Annotated in this window: 16 protein-coding genes and 4 tRNA genes; 13 read left to right on the top strand and 7 right to left on the bottom strand. The window is 59.7% G+C overall.

The window, feature by feature from the left end:
* Window positions 1–161: 161 nt before the first annotated feature.
* Entirely contained in the window at window positions 162–698 is a 537-nt protein-coding gene (locus AC1DRN_RS15645; protein WP_223462152.1) for a TetR/AcrR family transcriptional regulator, read from the bottom strand.
* A 148-nt stretch (window positions 699–846) separates the two neighbouring features.
* Here AC1DRN_RS15645 and AC1DRN_RS15640 point away from each other — a divergent pair, with 148 nt between their 5' ends.
* From AC1DRN_RS15640 to AC1DRN_RS15625, 4 genes are all read left to right on the top strand, one after another.
* On the top strand, window positions 847–2,037 hold the full coding sequence (locus AC1DRN_RS15640; protein WP_223462153.1) for an MFS transporter: 1,191 nt from the start codon (window positions 847–849) through the stop codon (window positions 2,035–2,037).
* Between the two features lie 48 nt (window positions 2,038–2,085).
* Window positions 2,086–2,397, top strand: a complete 312-nt coding sequence (locus tag AC1DRN_RS15635) for a cupin domain-containing protein (protein WP_223462154.1) — start codon at window positions 2,086–2,088, stop codon at window positions 2,395–2,397.
* A gap of 105 nt (window positions 2,398–2,502) precedes the next feature.
* Window positions 2,503–3,654, top strand: coding sequence for a TDT family transporter (locus AC1DRN_RS15630; RefSeq protein ID WP_223462155.1), 1,152 nt, complete (start codon window positions 2,503–2,505; stop codon window positions 3,652–3,654).
* 96 nt (window positions 3,655–3,750) lie between these two features.
* Window positions 3,751–5,625 carry an MFS transporter gene (locus AC1DRN_RS15625; RefSeq protein WP_223462156.1) on the top strand — a complete coding sequence of 625 codons (1,875 nt, stop codon included), beginning with the start codon at window positions 3,751–3,753 and terminating at the stop codon, window positions 5,623–5,625.
* A gap of 96 nt (window positions 5,626–5,721) precedes the next feature.
* Here the strand turns inward: AC1DRN_RS15625 and sugE are convergent, their stop codons facing one another.
* From sugE to rdgC, 3 genes are all read right to left on the bottom strand, one after another.
* Entirely contained in the window at window positions 5,722–6,036 is a 315-nt protein-coding gene (sugE, locus tag AC1DRN_RS15620; protein ID WP_007977599.1) for a quaternary ammonium compound efflux SMR transporter SugE, read from the bottom strand.
* Window positions 6,037–6,154: 118 nt separating this feature from the next.
* Window positions 6,155–7,120: a bile acid:sodium symporter family protein gene (locus tag AC1DRN_RS15615; RefSeq protein ID WP_223462157.1), complete on the bottom strand. Its 966-nt coding sequence runs from the start codon at window positions 7,118–7,120 to the stop codon at window positions 6,155–6,157.
* Between the two features lie 147 nt (window positions 7,121–7,267).
* Window positions 7,268–8,188: a recombination-associated protein RdgC gene (gene rdgC / locus AC1DRN_RS15610; RefSeq protein WP_053156939.1), complete on the bottom strand. Its 921-nt coding sequence runs from the start codon at window positions 8,186–8,188 to the stop codon at window positions 7,268–7,270.
* 159 nt (window positions 8,189–8,347) lie between these two features.
* On the opposite strand from rdgC, the gene AC1DRN_RS15605 reads away from it, so the two are divergent.
* The 4 genes from AC1DRN_RS15605 (at window position 8,348) to AC1DRN_RS15590 (ending at window position 8,885) form a co-directional block, all read left to right on the top strand.
* Window positions 8,348–8,423, top strand: a tRNA-Val gene (locus AC1DRN_RS15605).
* A 19-nt stretch (window positions 8,424–8,442) separates the two neighbouring features.
* Window positions 8,443–8,519: transfer RNA gene (locus AC1DRN_RS15600), tRNA-Asp, on the top strand.
* A gap of 198 nt (window positions 8,520–8,717) precedes the next feature.
* Window positions 8,718–8,793 (top strand) — tRNA-Val (locus tag AC1DRN_RS15595).
* Window positions 8,794–8,808: 15 nt separating this feature from the next.
* Window positions 8,809–8,885, top strand: a tRNA-Asp gene (locus tag AC1DRN_RS15590).
* Window positions 8,886–9,075: 190 nt separating this feature from the next.
* Here the strand turns inward: AC1DRN_RS15590 and AC1DRN_RS15585 are convergent.
* Together AC1DRN_RS15585 and AC1DRN_RS15580 are read right to left on the bottom strand one after the other, a co-directional pair.
* Window positions 9,076–10,212 carry a catalase family protein gene (locus AC1DRN_RS15585; protein WP_223462158.1) on the bottom strand — a complete coding sequence of 379 codons (1,137 nt, stop codon included), beginning with the start codon at window positions 10,210–10,212 and terminating at the stop codon, window positions 9,076–9,078.
* A 28-nt stretch (window positions 10,213–10,240) separates the two neighbouring features.
* Window positions 10,241–12,043 (bottom strand): di-heme-cytochrome C peroxidase, encoded by a 1,803-nt coding sequence (locus AC1DRN_RS15580; protein WP_223462159.1) that lies wholly within the window; start codon window positions 12,041–12,043, stop codon window positions 10,241–10,243.
* A gap of 269 nt (window positions 12,044–12,312) precedes the next feature.
* Here AC1DRN_RS15580 and AC1DRN_RS15575 point away from each other — a divergent pair, with 269 nt between their 5' ends.
* The 5 genes from AC1DRN_RS15575 to AC1DRN_RS15555 all read left to right on the top strand — a co-directional run bounded on the left by AC1DRN_RS15575 (window position 12,313) and on the right by AC1DRN_RS15555 (window position 15,010).
* Window positions 12,313–13,029 (top strand): FKBP-type peptidyl-prolyl cis-trans isomerase, encoded by a 717-nt coding sequence (locus AC1DRN_RS15575; protein WP_218431282.1) that lies wholly within the window; start codon window positions 12,313–12,315, stop codon window positions 13,027–13,029.
* A 293-nt stretch (window positions 13,030–13,322) separates the two neighbouring features.
* Window positions 13,323–13,778 (top strand): YkvA family protein, encoded by a 456-nt coding sequence (locus AC1DRN_RS15570; RefSeq protein WP_223462160.1) that lies wholly within the window; start codon window positions 13,323–13,325, stop codon window positions 13,776–13,778.
* Window positions 13,779–13,892: 114 nt separating this feature from the next.
* Window positions 13,893–14,234 carry a helix-turn-helix domain-containing protein gene (locus AC1DRN_RS15565; RefSeq protein ID WP_223462161.1) on the top strand — a complete coding sequence of 114 codons (342 nt, stop codon included), beginning with the start codon at window positions 13,893–13,895 and terminating at the stop codon, window positions 14,232–14,234.
* Window positions 14,231–14,602, top strand: coding sequence for a hypothetical protein (locus AC1DRN_RS15560; protein WP_007898892.1), 372 nt, complete (start codon window positions 14,231–14,233; stop codon window positions 14,600–14,602). The genes AC1DRN_RS15565 and AC1DRN_RS15560 overlap by 4 nt, the downstream gene beginning before the upstream one ends.
* Entirely contained in the window at window positions 14,603–15,010 is a 408-nt protein-coding gene (locus AC1DRN_RS15555; RefSeq protein ID WP_223462162.1) for an SEL1-like repeat protein, read from the top strand. It begins immediately after the preceding gene.
* A 165-nt stretch (window positions 15,011–15,175) separates the two neighbouring features.
* On the opposite strand, the gene AC1DRN_RS15550 is transcribed toward AC1DRN_RS15555, so the two are convergent.
* Window positions 15,176–16,966: a bifunctional diguanylate cyclase/phosphodiesterase gene (locus AC1DRN_RS15550; RefSeq protein ID WP_223462163.1), complete on the bottom strand. Its 1,791-nt coding sequence runs from the start codon at window positions 16,964–16,966 to the stop codon at window positions 15,176–15,178.
* Between the last annotated feature and the right edge of the window lie 9 nt (window positions 16,967–16,975).

Below are 16,975 nucleotides of genomic sequence, written 5' to 3'. Positions count from 1 at the left end.
GTCAGTGTCGACCAAGGTCGTGGCGTGGCGGGGTGTCGCAGGTGACTTTTCAGTGTCTGGACTGGCCCCATCGTCGGAACGCCGCCCGGACCAAGCTCGCTCCCACATTTGCCCTGTGTTCGCCGACCCTTGTGGGAGCGAGCTTGCTCGCGATGGGGGCCTCACTGACTGAATGCGATCTCGATCAACCGATGCAACTCTTCAACCTCAAGCGGCGCCTCGGAAAACAGAATGCGAAACACCGTCGGCGCGGCGATCAGATTGATCAGCCGATCGACACTGGGCTTGGGCTGATCCGGATAGCGATCCAGAATCGTCTGCAGTTGCCCGCCAATGATTGTCGCGCAATAACTCGGCTTCAACGCTGCCTGCACGTCGCACAGCATGTTGCGGCCGGGTTCGGAGCTCATCTCGTCCAGGTACTGCTCGGCCCAGGCGCGCACGTCGCCGTGAAGGCTGCCGGTATTGGCCGGCTCGTTGTCGGGCTGCATGCGGGCGAGGGCGACGTCGGCCAGCAGCGCCGACACATCGCCCCAGCGTCGATAGATGGTGGACGGGGTGACACCCGCGCGCGCCGCAATTTGTGGCACCGTCACGCTGGCGCGGTCCTGCTCCTCAAGGAGTTGGCGCACGGCCGAATGAATCGACTCTTGTACCCGGGCGCTACGGCCGCCGGGGCGTAAAGTGGGAGCTGTCATCTTGTGTTTCCTGTATTGCACCGGGTCTTGCGGCTGGCATCCGGTCCTGAAAGCCATGTATCGGACCTTAACACAAAGAATTTGCTTTAAGAGGGATCCAGTAGCACACTCCGCAAAAGCAAAAAATTAGCTTTTGCGGAGTGTGTCCATGCCCGATTCTCCTTCAAATCGTGCCAGCCTGTGGTTTCTGGCAATAACCTTACTCAGTTTTCTGGCGGCTTCCACCGCGCCGACGCCGCTGTATCACCTGTATCAGGAGCAGATGCAGTTTTCGGCAGCGACCTTGACCCTGATTTTCGGCGTCTACGCCCTCAGCCTGTTGGCAGCGTTGCTGACGGTCGGCTCGCTGTCGGATTACCTGGGGCGCAAACCGGTGATTTTTACGGCGGTGCTGCTGAACATCCTGGCGATGTTGCTGTTTATCTACGCCGACAGCGTTGCGTGGCTGATCAGTGCCCGTGTGCTGCAAGGGTTTGCCACCGGCATGGCGACTGCCGTGTTGAGTGCAACCTTGCTGGACACCGATCGCCAACAAGGCCCGCTGGTCAATAGCGTCGCACCCTTGCTCGGCATGGCTCTGGGTGGAATGGGCTGCGGTTTGCTGGCCGAGTTTGCGCCGGCGCCGTTGCACCTGACCTATTGGCTGCTACTTGCTCTGTTCGCGATGCAGGCCGTATTTGTCTGGCGTTTGCCGGAGAGCGTCACGCGCCAGTCCGGGGCTTGGGCATCATTGCGGCCCACCCTGCATGTGCCGGTCCAGGCGCGCGCGACGTTATGGCGGGTGTTGCCGCTCAACACGGCGACTTGGGCGCTCGGCGGTTTTTACGCGTCGCTGGCACCTTCATTGGTGCGCACGGCGACGGGTTCAACGTCGAACCTGATTGGCGGGGCGACCGTCGCCGCATTGACGGTGACCGGTGCCCTGATGATTTACACCTTGCGCAATCAGGCGGCGACCAAGGCACTGCAACTGGGCGCCAGTTCGTTGCCGGCGGGAGTCGCCCTGATTCTACTGGGCGTGCACAGTGCCAGTTTGCCGCTGTTTTTCCTCGGCACGCTGGTCGCCGGTTGTGGCTTCGGCGCCGGTTTCCTCGGGGCGGTGCGCAGTCTGGTGCCGCTGGCCTTGCCCCATGAGCGCGCCGGGTTGATGTCGGCGTATTACGTGCTGAGTTATCTGGCGTTCTGCCTGCCGGCGCTGCTGGCCGGGAACCTGGCGCGGACCTTTGGTCTGGTGGCAACCACCGATGGTTATGGTGCGGTGCTGATGGTGCTGGCCTTCATTGCAATGGCGGGTTTACTGCGGTCGCGTTCGGCCAGGGTTTGCGAGGCCAACCGGTAAAATTGAGTTAGCCTTGGCACCCACTCAGCTCACTCGAAGGATCGGACCATGAAGATCATCCGCAGCAAATCGTTTACCGGCGAGCGTGCCTGGGCCGCGCTGGATATCGCCAATATGAACGGCATCACCACGCGGCTGCACTGGACCGATCAACCCTACAAGTGGCATGTCAACGATGGCGAGGAAGTGTTCGTGGTGCTCGATGGGCAAGTGCGGATGCGTTATCGCGAAGAGGGTTTAGAGCGGGAAGCTTTGCTGGAGGTCGGTGACATTTTTTATGCCTCGGTAGGCACTGAACATGTGGCGCATCCGGTAGGACCTGCCCGGATATTGGTGATCGAATCGGAAGGGAGTGTCTGACGCTATATAAGTGATATCGATAAGATATAGAGATATTACCCGTTATATCGATATTCGATTCGGATCTAACATGGGCTCTACCTCACAAGAGGACAGGAGTTCGCCATGACATGCGCCAATAGCATCAAGCCCGGAATCAAACCGTTCAGTCACTTGCAGCATCCCCGCGAGGTGATCCGCCAGTTCACCCCTAACTGGTTCGCGGCCACCATGGGCACCGGCGTGCTGGCGTTGGCACTGGCGCAATTGCCGGTCGCCATGCCCGCCTTGCACAACTTTGCCGAAGCTCTCTGGCTGTTCAACATCGCCCTGTTTCTGCTGTTTACGGCGGTATACACGGCGCGTTGGGTGCTGTTTTTCGACGAGGCGCGACGGATTTTCGGCCACTCAACGGTTTCGATGTTTTTCGGCACCATCCCCATGGGCCTGGCGACCATCATCAATGGCTTCCTGGTGTTCGGCCTGCCGCGCTGGGGTGAAGGTGTGATTCACGTCGCCGAGGTGCTGTGGTGGCTGGATGTGGCCATGTCGCTGGCCTGCGGTGTGCTGATTCCCTACATGATGTTCACCCGTCAGGAGCACAGCATCGACCAGATGACCGCCGTCTGGCTGTTGCCGGTGGTCGCGGCAGAAGTCGCCGCCGCCAGCGGTGGTTTGCTGGCGCCGCACCTGGCCGACGCCCACTCGCAACTGGTGGTGCTGGTGACCAGCTATGTACTCTGGGCCTTTTCCCTGCCGGTGGCCTTCAGCATCCTGACCATTCTGTTGCTGCGCATGGCCCTGCATAAACTGCCCCACGAAAACATGGCCGCCTCGAGCTGGCTGGCCCTTGGCCCGATCGGCACTGGTGCGCTGGGTATGCTGGTACTGGGCGGCGATGCGCCGCTGATTTTCGCCGCCAACGGTATGCCGGGAGTCGGTGAGATCGCTGCAGGACTGGGTCTGGTGGCCGGCATCACCTTGTGGGGCTTCGGCCTGTGGTGGATGCTGATGGCGTTGCTGATCACTGTGCGCTACCTGCGTGCCGGCATTCCATTCAATCTTGGCTGGTGGGGCTTCACCTTCCCGTTGGGCGTCTATTCTCTGGCGACGTTGAAGCTGGCCAGTACCTTGAACCTGACGTTCTTCAGTGTGTTCGGCTGTGTGCTGGTGGCGTTGCTGGCGGTGATGTGGCTGATCGTCGGCAAGCGCACGGTGCTGGGCGCCTGGCGTGGCGAGCTGTTTGTCTCGCCGTGTATTGCCGGATTGAAGAAATAACCGGCAAAAGTTAGGTAAGGTGTGGCCTGGATCGACTTGTGATAATCCAATAAGAATCCAGGCCACTCGCTACCTAACATCAGGGACACATGGAAGATGAGTCACCCCTCACAGTTCACCTTGCTGCGCACCCGGCGCTTCCTGCCGTTCTTCATCACCCAGTCCCTCGGGGCGTTCAACGACAACGTGTTCAAGCAGTCGTTGATCCTCGCAATCTTGTACAAGTTGACCATCGAAGGTGACCGCTCGATCTGGGTCAACCTGTGTGCGCTGCTATTTATCCTGCCGTTTTTCCTGTTCTCGGCCCTGGCCGGGCAATTCGGGGAAAAGTTCGCCAAGGACGCGTTGATCCGCCTGATCAAGCTTGGGGAAATCGCCATCATGGCGGTCGGCGCCGTCGGCTTCATGTTCGATCACCTGTCGTTGATGCTGGTGGCGCTGTTCGCCATGGGCACCCACTCGGCGCTGTTCGGGCCGGTGAAATATTCGATCCTGCCGCAAGCCCTGCATGAAGACGAGCTGGTAGGCGGCAATGGCCTGGTGGAAATGGGCACCTTCCTGGCGATCCTCGCCGGCACCATTGGCGCCGGGATCATGATGTCTTCGGCGCATTACGCGCCTGTGGTGTCCATGGCGATCATCGGCACTGCCGTGCTCGGCTACCTGGCCAGTCGCAGCATTCCCCGGGCAGCGGCCGCCACGCCACAAATGCGCCTGAACTGGAACATTTTCAGCCAGTCCTGGGCCACGTTGAAACTAGGCCTTGGGCAAACGCCGGCGGTATCACGCTCGATTGTCGGCAACTCGTGGTTCTGGTTTGTCGGGGCGATTTATCTGACGCAGATCCCGGCCTATGCCAAGGAGTGGATGCACGGCGACGAAACCGTGGTGACGCTGATTCTGACGGTGTTCTCGGTCGGCATCGCGTTGGGGTCGATGCTGTGTGAGAAATTGTCCGGGCGTAAAGTCGAAATTGGGCTGGTGCCGTTCGGATCGTTCGGCCTGACCGTTTTCGGCCTGCTGTTGTGGTGGCATTCCGGCGCAATACCGGACAGCGCCGCCGGCCATGGCTGGATCGAAATCCTCGGTTTCGGTCACGCCTGGCTGGTACTGCTCGACATCCTCGGCCTGGGCGTTTTCGGTGGTTTCTACATCGTGCCGCTGTACGCACTGATCCAGTCACGTACGGCGGAAAACGAACGGGCGCGGGTGATTGCCGCCAACAACATCCTCAATGCGTTGTTCATGGTGGTGTCGGCGATTGTCTCGATCGTCTTGCTGAGCGTGGCCAAACTGTCGATCCCGCAGCTGTTCCTGGTTGTGTCGTTGCTGAACATCGGCGTCAACGCCTACATCTTCAAGATCGTCCCCGAGTTCACCATGCGTTTCATGATCTGGCTGCTCAGCCATTCCATGTACCGCGTCGAGCATCGCAATCTGGATCTGATCCCCGATGAAGGCGCGGCGTTGCTGGTGTGCAATCACGTGTCATTCGTCGACGCCTTGCTGATTGGCGGCGCGGTACGTCGGCCGATTCGCTTCGTGATGTATTACAAGATCTACAACCTGCCGGTGCTGAACTTCATCTTCCGTACCGCAGGGACGATTCCTATCGCGGGGCGTCATGAAGACATCCAGATCTACGAAAAGGCCTTCACGCGCATTGCCCGGTATCTGAAGGACGGTGAGCTGGTGTGCATCTTCCCCGAGGGTAAATTGACCGCCGATGGCGAAATGAATGAGTTCAAGGGCGGCTTGACGCGGATTCTCGAAGAAACACCGGTGCCGGTGATTCCATTGGCCTTGCAGGGGTTGTGGGGGAGTTTCTTCAGCCGCGATCCGGGTAAGGGACTGTTTCATCGCCTGTGGTCGCGGGTGACGTTGGTGGCAGGGCCGGCGGTGGCGGTTGAAGTGGCGGAGCCGGCGAAGTTGCAGGCGATGGTGGGGGAGTTGCGCGGGGCTGTTAGATAATGGTTGTTTGAACAGGCCTCATCGCGAGCAAGCTCGCTCCCACATTGGAATGCAATCAACTGTGGGAGCGAGCTTGCTCGCGATGGCGGCAGAGGCCTAAGCGCTGACCTTGAGCCCAACCAATCCGCTAATGATCAACGCCACACTCGCCAACCGCACCAGCGCCATGGACTCGCCAAACAGGATGATCCCGGCGATCACCGTGCCCACGGCGCCGACACCGGTCCAGATCGCATAGGCCGTACCCAGCGGCAATTCCTTCATGGCAAGGCCGAGCAAGCCAAGGCTGATAGCCATGGCAGCGACGGTCAACACAGTGGGGAGCGGGCGGGTGAAACCGTCGGTGTACTTGAGGCCGACGGCCCAGCCCACTTCGAACAGGCCGGCGAAAAACAGAATGATCCAGGACATGAAGACCTCCATCGTCTGACGGGGTCGTCCCCTGATTAATGACTCGATCGAGCCGCGAGGTCGTCCTCGCGATGGGCAATAGAGTGCCCAGCATTAACCCGGGGATCAAGTTTTTGAATCAGTCAGTCGCCTGCTGTGCAGCCATTTCCCGATCCTGTTTCTCGCTCATGCGACGGAAATAGGTGGAAAGCAATGCCCCGGAAATGTTGTGCCAGACACTGAACAATGCACTTGGCACTGCCGCCAGCGGCGAGAAGTGTGCACTCGCCAACGCGGCACCCAACCCGGAGTTCTGCATGCCGACTTCCAGGGCCAGGGACTTGCGCTGGGCCAGAGGCAGCTTGAACAGGCGCCCGGTGAAGTAACCCAGCAGGTAACCAAAGCTGTTGTGCAGCATGACCACGGCCATGATCAGCAAGCCGGACTCGGCAATCTTCGCCTGGCTGGCGGCCACCACTGCCGTGACGATGAGCACGATGCTGAGCACCGACACCAGCGGCAACACGTCCACCGCATGCCGAACCTTGTCGCCGAGTACCCGTTGGGCAACCACGCCCAGCACGATCGGCAACAGCACCACTTGCAGGATCGACCAGAACAACTCCATGAACGACACCGGCAACCAGGCCGAGGCCAGCAGCCAGATCAGGGCTGGGGTCAGCAGCGGGGCGAGGAGGGTGGTGACGGCGGCGATGGCTACCGACAGCGCCAGGTCGCCACGGGCCAGCCAGGTCATCACGTTCGACGAGGTGCCGCTTGGGCAGCAGCCGACCAGAATCACGCCGACAGCGATTTCCGGTGGCAAGTGGAATGCCTGGCAGAGCAACCACGCCACGCCAGGCATGATCACGAAATGCGCGACCACGCCCAGGGCCACGCGCCATGGATGGCGTGCGACTTCGGCGAAGTCTTCGAGTTTGAGGGTCAGGCCCATGCCGAACATCACCAGCCCCAGCAAGGGTACGATGGCGCCCTTGAGGCCGAGGAACCATGCCGGCTGCAGAAACGCCATGACAGCGAAAATCAATACCCAGTAAGCGAAGGTGTTGCCGACAAAACGACTCAATGCAGCCAGTGCGCGCATGGCCTGATCCTTGTTATTAAGTAGCACCACAAAACCAATGTAGGAGCGAGCCTGCTCGCGATWGCGGACTGACATTCAACAATGATGCTGACTGACAKCCCGCWATCGCGAGCAGGCTCGCTCCTACAATTTGGACATCGCCAGGGTTTAGATCCCCTGCGGAGTCTCTTCGCCACCCAGCGCTTCAACCAGCGCCGGCAGGAAGTCGCCGAAGGTCAGCATCATCAGGGTGAAGCTGGCATCCAGTTGGCCCAGGGCTTCGTCGCCTCCGTCCTGTTCCGCCTGGTCTTGCAGCAGGTCTTCGAACTTGAGGCGCTTGACCACCATTTTGTCGTCGAGGACGAACGACAGTTTGTCCTGCCAGGCCAGGGACAGTTGGGTGACCACTTTGCCGGTGCTCAAGTGCAACTGGATTTCTTCGCTGGTCAGGTCCTGACGCTTGCAACGCACAATGCCGCCGTCTTCGTGGGTGTCGCGCAGTTCGCACTCGTCCAGTACAAAGAAATCGTCCGCGGCTTTCTGCGTGGTGACCCACTCGGTCATGGTTGCGGTCGGGGACATCTTCACGGTCAGTGGACGCACCGGCAGGGTGCCGATCACTTCGCGCAAGGTCGACAGCAAGTCTTCGGCGCGTTTCGGGCTGGCCGAGTTGACCAGGATCAGGCCCTGTTTCGGCGCGATGGCGGCGAAGGTCGACGAGCGGCGGATAAAGGCGCGGGGCAGGAAGGCCTGGATGATTTCATCCTTGATCTGATCGCGCTCCTTCTTATAGACCTTGCGCATTTGCTCGGCTTCGATCTCTTCGACCTTTTCCTTGACCGCGTCACGCACGACGCTGCCCGGCAAAATACGTTCTTCCTTGCGCGCGGACACCAGCAGGAAGTCACCGCTGACATGCACCAGCGGCGCATCTTCGCCTTTGCCGAATGGCGCGACGAAACCGTAGGTGGTCAACTCCTGGCTTGCACATGGGCGCGCCTGTTTGGTGGCCAGTGCAGTTTCCAACGCCTCGGCATCAACAGGCAGATCTTGGGTCAGGCGATAGATAAGCAGGTTTTTGAACCACATGGGGCGAGTCTCTCCTTTATACAAAGGGGGGCATTATTGTCTTCGCCGTGCCATAGGCCAACCTTTCTCTAAGCCTTTGGAAGGCCTCGGAAAATTATTTTAAAAAGTGCTTGCCAGAGGTTGGGTCGCTCCGTAGAATGCGCGCCACACCGAAGCGAAGGGTGATTAGCTCAGCTGGGAGAGCGTCTGCCTTACAAGCAGAATGTCGGCGGTTCGATCCCGTCATCACCCACCATTCGTTTTCAGTGTTACGCGCAGCGGTAGTTCAGTCGGTTAGAATACCGGCCTGTCACGCCGGGGGTCGCGGGTTCGAGTCCCGTCCGCTGCGCCATATTCGGTAACCTGGAACACTGAACGCCAGGTCACCACGGAAAAGCCCGCTTAGGCGGGCTTTTTTCTGCCTCAAGTTTGACTGTTGTTCCTGTGGGTTGCGTCGTTTCACCGGTTTTTAGATTTTTTGAAAAAAACTTCAAATAAATCAACATTTTATAAAAACCTGTGGCATAATGTGCCCCGCAACGAAGGTAAAGGGTGATTAGCTCAGCTGGGAGAGCGTCTGCCTTACAAGCAGAATGTCGGCGGTTCGATCCCGTCATCACCCACCACTTTCAACGCTACGCGCAGCGGTAGTTCAGTCGGTTAGAATACCGGCCTGTCACGCCGGGGGTCGCGGGTTCGAGTCCCGTCCGCTGCGCCATATTCGGTAATCTGGAACACTGAACGCCAGATCGCCACAGAAAGCCCGCCTTGTGCGGGCTTTTTGCTGTCCTGGATTTGGCTTTCCTCGCTCTCTGTAGGAGCGAGCTGGCTCGCGAAGGTCGTGAACGATAACGCGTAAATTCAGATACCCCGCGGCGCCCATGGTTTCTTCGCGAGCAAGCTCGCTCCTACAGTCCGGCATTGCGCCTGTGCCGGTAGTCGCTGACCGCTTCATACACGGCCTTGCGCAGGCGGTTGATCCCGCCGATGGGGCGGTGCGCCTCGACGCCAAACCAGGGATTGAACGACTGGTTGTCGCATTGCAGGTTCAGCGCCGGTGTATCGAAGTCCTGCGCCGGAACCTTGATTCGCGCCACGGTCTCGAAGGGCGCATCGCTTTCGCGCCACTCAATGCTGGTGTCTTCGATCGGCATGTACTTGTTGGCGTCCTGTCGCTGGATTTGCAAGGCGAAACACGCCGGCACTCGGTCGGTCGACAGCTGTTGGTTCAGCGCATTGCGCAGAAAGTTCGGCAGCTTGCGATTTTGTTCCGGCAGGCTGTAGGCCGGGCAACTGTCTGGATCGGGTGCGACCCGGAACTTCGCATTGGCTTCACCGAATTTGTAGGGCGAAACCGAAAAGTATGTCGTCCGGGTTGGGCTTGGCGGGGCAGGGGCCAGTGTCGCCAGGGCAATGAACAGATGGCGAACCTGCCAGGCACGTGGATCCCGGCCGGGGAAGAAAGCCATCATCTTTTCACCGTCGGCTTGAGCGGCGACGTTCTGACGGTATTCGGCGACATTGCTCACAAAGAAGTTCGGGTGGCTGAACATCACAAAGTCCTGTTCGCCTCGCCCCTGCTGTTCGCTCAACAGTTGTTTGCCTGGAACATCGAACAGTTTGATCGCCATGCCCCGGGCGTCGCGGATGCTGTCGAACTGCGGGTAGGCATTGCCGTTGGACAGGCGCATCGTCGCTTGCCAGGTTTTGCCCGGCTCGCTGAATACGCCCTGGCGCAGCTCGCTTGGCAGTTCCGGCAGCACCTGGACTTCGGCCTTCACACAGCCGTGGGCCTTGGCATGGGCGTCCCGCAGGTAGCGGGTGCTTTCGCGGTGCTGATCGACGATGCGCACGGCGGTCTGGATGATGTCCTGGGTCATCGCGGCTTCGTTGTCCGCAATCAACTCCTGCGCCGAGACCGGCCCGCGATGCTGCCAGGCAAACCAGGCGCTGGCCAGGGCCCAGCCAAGCACGCCGAGACCCAGCAACCACAGCGACAGCTTGCCGAGGAAGGCGCCTAGGCGCAGCCAGAGTGTTGTCAGCATGAGAAAGTCCTTTTGGCTGAGACTGTGGTCATGGCAATTGCGCTTCCAGCGGGCCGCCCAACACTTTCAGGTATTCCAGCAGTGCCCGGCGTTCCTGCGGCTGCAGCCCGCGGCCGATCACGCCATTGCCGAGATTGCCGGCACGGAATTCATGACCGCTGTTGTGGTTGCCGGTGATTTGCGTGTCGAACAGAAAAGCGTTGTTGAAGGCTTCGGTGCGATATCCCAGATGCTGTGGGTCGTATTCGAAAGAGCCTTTGTAGAACGTGGTCACACGCTCATCCTGAGGCGACAGCAATTGATAAATGCTCGGTACCGAACCGTTGTGCAGAAACGGTGCTGTCGCCCATACCCCCGCCAATGGCCTGGCCTTGTAGGAACGCAATTCGCGCACGCCGATCGGCAGGCCGAAACCGTCCATTTCAGCACGCTCGGCAGGGGTGACATTGGCGTCTTGATACGCTCGGTCCTGGACATAGGCGGTGACATAGGCCAACCCCTTGGCCACGGACATTTTGCTCAGGTCCATTGGTTCGGTGGGTTTTGGCTCCACATCAAGTTTTTCCAGCTCCGCCTGATTCCATTGCAGCGCAGTCAGGTCGAAGCGGTGGTCGGCGATGTTGTTGGCTGCGCCGGGGTCTGTGCCAATGTAATCCACCGGGATCATTTTCAGGTGCTGAACGTATCGCCCGTCGCCCTGGGTGGTGTGCGGTACATGACAACCCGCGCAGTTTTCGGCGAACAAGGCGCGCCCCCTTGCTGCCAGAGGTTTGTCGACCGCGCCCAACAGATCTTCCGGCCAGGCAGGAGGCTTGAGTCGTTGCAGGGTCTGTTCGATCAGGTGCAGGTCGCGCACACGGACACTTGAGGGATAGCGGGCGTCGCCCATCAGTGGCTGGTCGTTCTTGTCGAAGAAGTTCAGCGTGGCGCCGACACCCAACGCTTCGCCGATGTTGCGCGCCATCGGTTGTTTCGCCGAGCCGTTCCACTGCACCCATTCGAACGTCCACATATCCCACAACTGCGGATAATCGACCGGGGCATTGGCCACACGGTAGTTGTCGGGGGAGATCGCATCACCGAAGCTGGCGTTGGCAATGCGCCCGAAGGCGTCTGTGCGCCCCGGGCCTTCCTCGGTCGGATAGAGCCCGCGATGGGTGTCGTTCCAGGCCACCTTGAGGAACGTATCGAGTGAGGACTTGAATTCTTTGCGCAACTGTTGGTGGCGGGCGTCGTAGTCCTGGCCCAGCACGTTGCGTGCGAAACGTTCGAACTTCCACGGGTTGTAGTAAGTCGAGGCCAGGCTGGCTACCAGTGCTTGTCCGAAACTGCCCCCTTTGAGTGTAGGAACACTGGACGGCAGGACGTGCTGCGCCGAGCCGCCGTCGATACGCACGGCTTGACCCTTGAAGCGCAGTTCACCGGTGTGGCAGGCCGCGCAGGTGACATCCAGAAACACATCCGGGCTCCCCGTATTCTGGTGCCGGGTAAAGCCTGCCGGGAGGTTGCCGGGGTTATTCGGAGTCGGTTTCTGGCCGGGGTCCACCAGGAAACCGAAGCGGGCGAGGTACTCGGGGGCGGCGAAGCGTTGCTGCGAGAAGGGCAGTTCAAGGGCGGTGAACCAGTCATAGCGCAAGCCTTTGACCTGAGTGCCCTGGGGTATGAAGTAATAAGTCTCTCGATCGGCGGCGCTCCATTGCTCCAGGTAATGCACCTGTCGTGGAGGTGACCAGGCCGGCAATTTCGGGTTGGCGACGTAGTAAAGAACCACGGCCAAGACCAGCCCGAGAAGTACTGCGATGAGAACCAGTAAGCGAAAGAAGAGGTGCAAGATAAACGTCCTTGTCGAATGATCATGCCGTTATGCCCGAGTACCCAAGGTGCGGCAAGAGGCCATTACGCCATATGTTGCAGGTTCAGGAATCAGTCTGCGTCGGAACAAGATGAAAGAAGCTTCATCGGCCGAATGGTGAAATGCGTTTAAACACCTGAACTTATCAAGCGTTTCCGGTTCTCATGCCGGTAGCCATTGGTCGTGGCGGCCTGATAAGCTCGCGGCTTTACTCGATTGCCCTTTAGGCGCATGAACAAGGAAATAGCATGAAACAGCATCGGTTGGCGGCGGCGGTGGCCCTGGTTGGCCTGGTACTCGCGGGTTGTGATTCGCAGACCAGCGTAGAGCTGAAAACTCCGGCGCAAAAAGCTTCCTACGGCATTGGCCTGAACATGGGCAAGAGCCTGGCTCAGGAAGGCATGGATGACCTGGATTCCAAAGCTGTAGCCCAGGGCATCGAAGACGCCGTCGGCAAGAAAGAGCAGAAGCTCAAGGACGAAGAACTGGTTGAGGCGTTCGCCGCACTGCAAAAGCGTGCCGAAGAACGCATGGCCAAGATGAGCGAAGAGTCGGCCGCTGCCGGCAAGAAATTCCTCGAAGAAAACGCCAAGAAAGCCGGCGTGACCACCACCGCTTCGGGCTTGCAGTACGAAGTCGTGCAGAAAGCCGATGGCCCTCAGCCAAAGCCGACTGACGTAGTGACCGTTCACTACACCGGCAAGCTGACCAACGGCACCGTATTCGACAGTTCCGTCGAGCGCGGCAGCCCGATCGATCTGCCGGTCAGCGGTGTGATCCCGGGTTGGGTCGAAGGCCTGCAACTGATGCACGTTGGCGAGAAGTACAAACTGTACATCCCTGCTGACCTGGCATACGGCGCTCAAAGCCCGAGCCCGGCGATTCCGGCCAACTCGGTGCTGGTATTCGACCTGGAACTGCTGGCCATCAAGGATCCGGCAAAAGAAGACGACGCAGCCAAGTAATCGGCGCCTGCTTCGATAACAACGCCTCGCTCATGCGGGGCGTTGTTGCATCTGGCGTTTGGCACGGGTAAACAAAACGAACAGACGCTCCAGGCCGGAGTCTCAGGCATAGTAGGCGTTGGCGTTAGATGCACAAGTCCGCCAAGTCAATGAAATTATAGGTTTTTTTTGATGGGTAAAAAACGCCCGATCTGAACGCAGGCCTTGTAAAACGGGGCTTACAGCGATGAAAAGCAGCTCTGTTCACAAGGTTATCCACAATTTGTGTGGATAACATTTCAACGGGAGGAATCATGAAAGCACCCTGGAATTTCGCTCGTTTCCTGCCGCTGGCCGGACGCCTGCTGGCACGTGGCCGATTGCCGGCCCTGTTGTTCGCAGTCGCCAGCAAGGGCGCGAGCCAAGGCAACCGACTGGGCAAACTCAAAGATGATTTGAAGCTGTTGCAGGCACTCTGCCTGGCCTACTGGCGTGGTGAGTATCGCGCCATCAGCCCCAAGGCGCTGGTTTCGGTCGTCGCGGGCCTGATGTACTTCCTCAGCCCGGTGGATGCGATCCCGGATTTCATTCCGGTGTTCGGCATGCTCGATGACATCGCGGTATTGGCGTGGCTTATGAAAGTGCTCGACGACGAACTCAATGCCTTCCGCGCCTGGCGCAAACGGCAGGTGCCGGAGAAGCTCGCGGTGGTTGAGCGCCTGCCTGATACCCCCGAGCAACTGCAACTTCAAGGCCCGAAAAAACACTGAGTCGATTTTGACCTGTTCACAGATTGATGCCCCCCGCGACCTTGGCCGCTGTTAGGATTACACTTCTAGGGAAAAGTGCCGACTCGCTAAGTGTTGTTGTCCTACGGGGTAGTCATGGATATTCAGATAATTACACGCGAAGGCGAGCCCGAATATGCGGTTCTGCCATGGGCTCAGTATCAGGCGTTACTGAAAGCAGCAGGCATCAAGGAGCAAGCGTCGCCTGAAGCCACGAAGCTTCAGGCGGCAACACCAGACGCGATTCTTCCGGGTCTGGACCAACTACGCAGTTTGCGCGAAGGAAAGGGCATCGCCATCGAGGTGTTGGCCCGCACGGTAGGCATCAGCCCGTCTTACCTGGCCATGATCGAAAGTGGCGAGCGTCTGCCCGACGCCGCGATTCGTCGCAGCCTGGCCTGGGAATTGACGGTGCCGGGGTGGAGGGATGAATCGTGAGCGTACGCATCAGTCGTCAACATTGGGACGGATTGCTGGGCGAACTGGATCAGGCGCGTCGTCAGCGCCATCTCCTGACTTATCGGGCATTACTGGAACGTTTGCAGTTGCCGACACCGGCCATGCAAACCCTGACAGCGGCCCTTGAGCATCTGGCGGCCCTGGACGCCAGGGCGGAGCAGCCATTGCGCAGTTCACTGGTGATCAGTCAGGGCGCCAGCCGCTTGCCGCGCACCGGATTCTTTGAATGTGTCGAGCGTCTCGGGCGTTTTTCCGGGCCGTCGGACGGTGTCGCCGCCGCGTCCTGGCATGCTTCGGAAGTGGTGCGGGTGTTCGAGTACGAATACCCGGAATCGGCCGAGGCCTGAGTGTTTTTGCGACTCAAGGCGCGAGCCGGATACTGGCTCGCGCGCCAGTTGTTTCACTGGTCGTGGTTTGTCCGTCAGCCACGTGGCTGGCGCTGGCTCGAAGGCCAGTTCGCACGCATGGCCAACCTGGGCGATGTCGGCGCCCAGAGCTTCTATGGGCACATCCTGACGTTTCGCGGCGTCGGCCTCGGTGCTCGTGAGGAGGGCGTGCGTTTGTTGCGCCTGGCGGCGTTGGCGGGCGATGGCAAGGCGGCGTATCAAGTGGGTGTGATCAGTCTGGCCGGGACGGCGAGCAAGGCTCCGGACCCGGTTGAAGCAGTGCGGTTCTGGGGGATCGCCGCCAAGGCCGGGCATCCATTGGCACAGATCAAGTTGCAAGAGCTGGCGTCTCGCGAGTCGGACCTATAACCCCAGGCTGCCCGGTGATGGCTGTGATGTGATCGATGTGATCGGGCGGTGGTTGTGGGCGGGGTCTTCTTGAAGGATATAGGTGGGGATCAAATCGAGATTCAGGTTGTTTGATCTGGCGTCTTCGCTGGCAAGCCAGCTCCTACAGGGGGGGCGTCAGATCAATCAGCGCTGCCCTGTCAGCCAAACCCTTTCGGGCTCCGGCACCACCAGGCTATCAATCACATGCACGCTATACCCTTGCACATTCTTCGCATGGTGCTTGGCCTGTGATGCCATCTCGGCCAGCTGGCTCGCATCGAGTTGTCCGCAGGCCTGTGGGTGCAAATGCACCACCCCGATCGACAGTGACAACAGCGCAAACTCCTGACGCACGCCCTGGCGATTCGGAGCGACGAAGCAGCCGGCTTCCAGGTGCTCGCTGCGGTAGAAACGCCGGCACTGGCTCTGGAAGTCGTCGAGCAGCTGGTTCAAACGTTTGCGCCAGTCTTCCGGGCCGAGCACCAGCAGGAAGTCATCACCACCGATGTGGCCGACAAAGTCGCGGGCCGGGTCGACGCGGTCGTTCAGGCATTGCGCCAGGCACAGCAGGACTTCGTCGCCGCGGCCGTAGCCGTAGATGTCGTTGAAAGGCTTGAAACTGTCGATGTCCACGTAGCAGATCACCGATTCCCGTTGCTGTTGCAGCAGTCGTGTCAGGCATTGCCGGATCGGCACGTTGCCCGGCAGCAAGGTCAGCGGGTTGGCGTAGCGGGCCTGCTGGATCTTCAGTTCCGTAATCAACTTGAGCACGTCAATCACCCGGCCAAGCCCGAGATAGCCGCCATTGAGCGTGATGATGAAATCTTCTTCGATGCGCTGGCGGGCACGGCTGGTGATCAGGCGGCTGACTTGTTGCAGCGACTGGCTCAGTTCGACGGCGAGGAAGTCATCGCTCATCAAGCGGCTGATCGGCTTGCGGGCGAACAGGTCGGTGGCAAAGGGCTTGAGCAGGACGTCGGAGAGCGAATGGCGATGAACAATGCCGCAGGGCTGACCCTGTTCATCCAGGACCGCCAGCGAGTTCAGGTTGGCCTGGCGGCGAAAGGTTTCGAGCACCGTGGCGGTGGGGGTGTCACGGTTCACCGCGGGTTGCTCGTTGAGCAGGGCGCTGAGGTCGCTGCCGTCTTCGCTCAGTACAACGGCGATGCTGTCCTGTCGGGGCATCATTGCCCGGGCATCCCGCGGTGGGTGTTCCTGGGGGCGGCAGAGCAGGTAGCCCTGCACCAGGTCCACGCCCATTTCGGTCAGCACCGTGAGCTCTTCCGGTAGTTCGATACCTTCGGCGATGACTTGCGCCCGCGAAGCCTTGGCGATTTGCAGGATCGAACCGACGAATTCACGCTTGAGCGCATCCTGATGAATGCCATCAATGAAGTGTCGGTCAATTTTCACGTAGTCCGGCCGCAGTTCAGACCACAACCGCAAACTTGAATAGCCCGCCCCCAGATCATCCAGCGCAATCGAAAACCCCATCGCCCGATAGTGATGCAGGGCGGTTTGCAGCAGCTGGAAATCATCCGTTGGCGTTTGTTCGGTCAACTCGATGACCACCTGGCTCGGAGGGATGCCGAAGTCTTGCAGCAGTTGCAGGGTGCGCCCCGGTTGGTGGGCCGCTTCAAGCAGGGATTCCGGGGATACGTTAAGGAACAGCAGGCCAGGCAATTGCTGTTCATTGAAGCGTCGGCAAGCACTCTCGCGGCAGGCAATTTCCAGCTCGCTCAGACGTCCGGCCTGGCGGGCGACGGCGAACAGGGCGACCGGGGAGTGCAGAGGGCTGTTGGAGGGGCCGCGACTGAGGGCTTCGTAGCCGAGAATGCGTCGTTCAGAGAGGCTGATGATCGGCTGGAACAGGCTGTGCAAACCGCTTTGAGTCAGGATCGAGCTCAATGCACTCAGCTGTTCGGTTGTGGTCATGGCGATCTC

This window comes from Pseudomonas sp. P5_B3 (assembly GCF_056400405.1).
This window is presented reverse-complemented; position numbering and strand designations above follow the sequence as displayed.